Annotated in this window: 2 protein-coding genes; one reads left to right on the forward strand and one right to left on the reverse strand. The window is 53.6% G+C overall.

Annotation, left to right across the window (positions count from 1 at the left end; translation table 11 throughout):
* The coding region (locus FJ146_19760) for a hypothetical protein (protein MBM4254208.1) at positions 1-992 on the reverse strand (992 nt) is incomplete at its 3' end.
* A gap of 236 nt (positions 993-1,228) precedes the next feature.
* On the opposite strand from FJ146_19760, the gene FJ146_19765 reads away from it, so the two are divergent.
* The gene (locus FJ146_19765; GenBank protein MBM4254209.1) at positions 1,229-3,106 is read left to right on the forward strand and encodes a tetratricopeptide repeat protein; all 1,878 of its coding nucleotides are present in this window, start codon (positions 1,229-1,231) and stop codon (positions 3,104-3,106) included.
* Positions 3,107-3,232 lie beyond the last annotated feature (126 nt).

The raw sequence follows: 3,232 nt of genomic DNA on the forward strand, positions 1-3,232 counted from the left end.
GCTAACCGAATCGCCTTAACACTGCCGTCTGCGCCGTCATAAAACGCCTTGCGCGCAGCCGCATCAGCCTTCGGAGCTGACGGATCGATCGCTTTGATGACTTTGTCGAACCAAGCACCGAGACCACCTGGTTCTGAGTTGGCTGCTACCGACGTCGGAGGAAGGGCGACACCAGTTGCCGGCGGTGGGGCCGGAAGCGGCGGTTGTCCTGCAATCGGGCTCGGACTTGGACTTGGCCCCGACCCGGGTGCTGGCGGCGGAGCCGGTGGGTTTTGTAACGCCCACTGCGCGGGCGGCAGTACCGTCGTTAGCAGTCGGTACGTCTTCGGCAGGTTATCCTTGATAAACGCCTGTGAGCTCGGAGAGCAGTAGTAGTTGGCGTAGGCTTCGGCCCAAGCCTCTGCGGGGCTAGACTTGGCGTATCCACGAATCATGCCGCCCTTGCTGTTGAGCTCGTTGACGATGTCACGTAGCGCTTGGTCGAAGTTAGCAAATTCTGTCTTCTGCGCAGCCTCGCGTGCAACGATCTCGACTGCGTGACCCACTTCATGCTGCATGGCGAATCCGGCCTGGCTACCACCCGTGGTGATACTGGTCGCAACCATGCCGCGGAAGCCATTCTTCGTGGCACCAGATTGCAGGGTCGTGAGACCAGCGACACCAAAGAAAAGCGCCGCCGGTTTGATACCAGATAACTTACGGCTGCTAAATGTCCAGACTAGATGCTCGAGGTCACGGTCAGGAACGCCAGCGACGCGATTCTTGGCGACGTCCATCTGCGCACCCTGAAACCCACTGATGAACCCTGCTGGTAGACTATCGATGTAGTTCATGCGCGCCGCGTTGTGCGTCACGCACTGCTGATCGCCTTCCTGCAAATAACGCAGATGGTTGTCGTGGGATTCGGTGAACCGACAACCAGGCGCTGTCAATATCGCCAAACCTACGAGCCCTGCGAACCACGAAATCCTTGTGGGAGCTAGTTTGATCATTTTTGGGAATCCACTACTTAACGAGATGGGTGACTCACCCTACACGTCCCGCTTATCGGCAAAATGGGCGTCCGACTTTAGATAAACTGCAAAGAAATATTTTTCACCGCTATTTTCCGCTTGTTAGAGAACCCCCCGGCGACACATATGACTGAGAAATCGAGTACAATTAAAGACTGTAACCCTGAGGGACTCACGTTCGTAGGCGAGCCAAACTGCAACAGGAACACCCACACATGAGTGAGGATACGACGGCACAACCCGACCTAATAAAGCGTGGGCGCGGGATTTTTGCTTGTCTGACAATCATACTAGCCGCTCTAGCTCTGTACGGAGGTACAGCCAACTACGGCTTCCTCGAACACGATGACGACCGCAATATTTACGAAAACCACCGCATCCTGAATCCAACCAGCTCAAATTACGCCTCTTATTGGAGCGAGCCGTACCTCGGACTGTATATCCCCGTGACGTATACCTACTGGACCGCACTATCGGGTCTTTCGCATGCGCTCTCCGATACCTCTGAGACCCAAAATGAGGCCCAAAAACCGGACCCTAGGTGGTTTCACCGTGGTAATGTGATCTTGCATGCGACCAACGGACTGCTCGTGATGATGCTACTTAGGATTGTGGGATTTGGTTTACTGGCATCGACATTTGGTGCCTTGTTTTTTGTGGCGCACCCACTGCAAGTCGAAGCGGTAGCTTGGGCTTCTGGTGCCAAAGATGTGTGGTCGACTTTTTGGGGGCTTTTGTCTCTGGTCGCCTTCGCTCGGTACCTAAACAAACAAATACCGCACCGCCGCCTTATGCTCAGCCTTAATTATATATTTTACGCACTGGCAATACTTTGTAAGCCATCGCAAGTCGTCATCCCAGCACTCTGTGCCCTCATGCTTTATCACAAGGAGAGTAAATTCAGCCTCCAGCGTTTAACTGTGTTCATTCCTCACGGCGTCGTGCTCAGTGCCTATCTTTTACTGGCTAATGTAAGTCAGGGCGCCGAGGGCACATTCAAGCCGGTGCCCCTAGCCTTGCGGCCGCTGATCGCCGGGGATGCCATAAACTTTTATGCCTCAAAAATCATACTTCCCATAGACCTCGCCGTTGATTATGCCCGCCATCCCTACGCAGTGATCAATAACAAGGGGGCTCTCGTGCTCTCTTTTCTCACGCTAGTTATACTCGCCGTCTCCCTGGTCGCTACCTTAGTCACGAACAAGCCGTGGTTGAAAAAAACCACCGTGGTGTGTGGCATGTTTGTTGTGAGCCTAGTCCCGGTGCTCGGATTGGTGCCATTCGGCTATCAATTCTTCTCGACGGTATGTGACAGGTATGCATACTTGGCAGTCATCGCTCCCGCCTGGGCGCTTGCCTCCATGACGCAGGGCGTAGGCGCCCGGCGTCGCGCCATTCAAATAATAACGACCCTGTACCTGCTGACGCTAAGCTTTGCTACAGCGCATCAGATCGAGTACTGGCACGATGAAACGACGCTGTTTCAACACAGTCTGGAGGTTCAAGCAGATGGTGCTGTTGCCCTCATTGGACGGTCCAATGAGCTTGCTAAAAAAGGTGATTGGCGCTCCACGTTACCGTTACTTGAGAGGGCAAGTCAGGCACTTCCAGACTGGGCAAGGCCCCATAACAACCTCGGAACCAGCTTCGTGAACTTGGATCGTTATCAAGACGCTGCAGATGCGCTGGCCAAAGCCCTTAAACTTCGTCCCGTTTATCCCCTAGCATGGTCAAACCGCTGCTCAGTCGTGAGGCAGCTCAAGCGTCTAGATGAGGCGGCACATGACTGTAAAATGGCTGTGGATCAGGCACCAGAATTTGCTCCGGCACACTTAAATATGGCCCTGACTTTGATGGATATGGGCAACTGGGCAGGTGCCGCGGCTAGTTATCAAAAAGCCCTAGCACTCGACCCGAACAATTATGATTCGCTTTATTTCTGGGCTTCCGCTTTAAGAGACCGCGGAGATTACCATGGAGCTATTCAGAGCTTTACCAAGCTGGCAGCGCTCTACCCTCGTAGCGAAGAAGCGAGGCGTGAACTCGAGCACACCCAGAGCCTAGCCGCTACCGGAGGAACTGCAAAAAACTAGCTACCAGAGGTCCCTGCAACGGCTATGAGGGTTGAGCCTAATAACCAGACAACATTGACTAATTAAGAAACATCTCAAGTTTTTCCAGCTAAGACCGAAGACTACTTCGAAGGTTAAATGCGTCTA

This window comes from Deltaproteobacteria bacterium (genome assembly GCA_016874735.1).
In the GTDB taxonomy this organism is placed as follows: domain Bacteria; phylum Bdellovibrionota_B; class Oligoflexia; order Oligoflexales; family CAIYRB01; genus CAIYRB01.

What these genes read in the sequence shown, in the direction of transcription:
- FJ146_19765 (MBM4254209.1), top strand. Translation starts at nt 1,229, where the DNA reads ATGAGTGAGGATACGACGGCACAACCCGACCTAATAAAGCGTGGGCGC.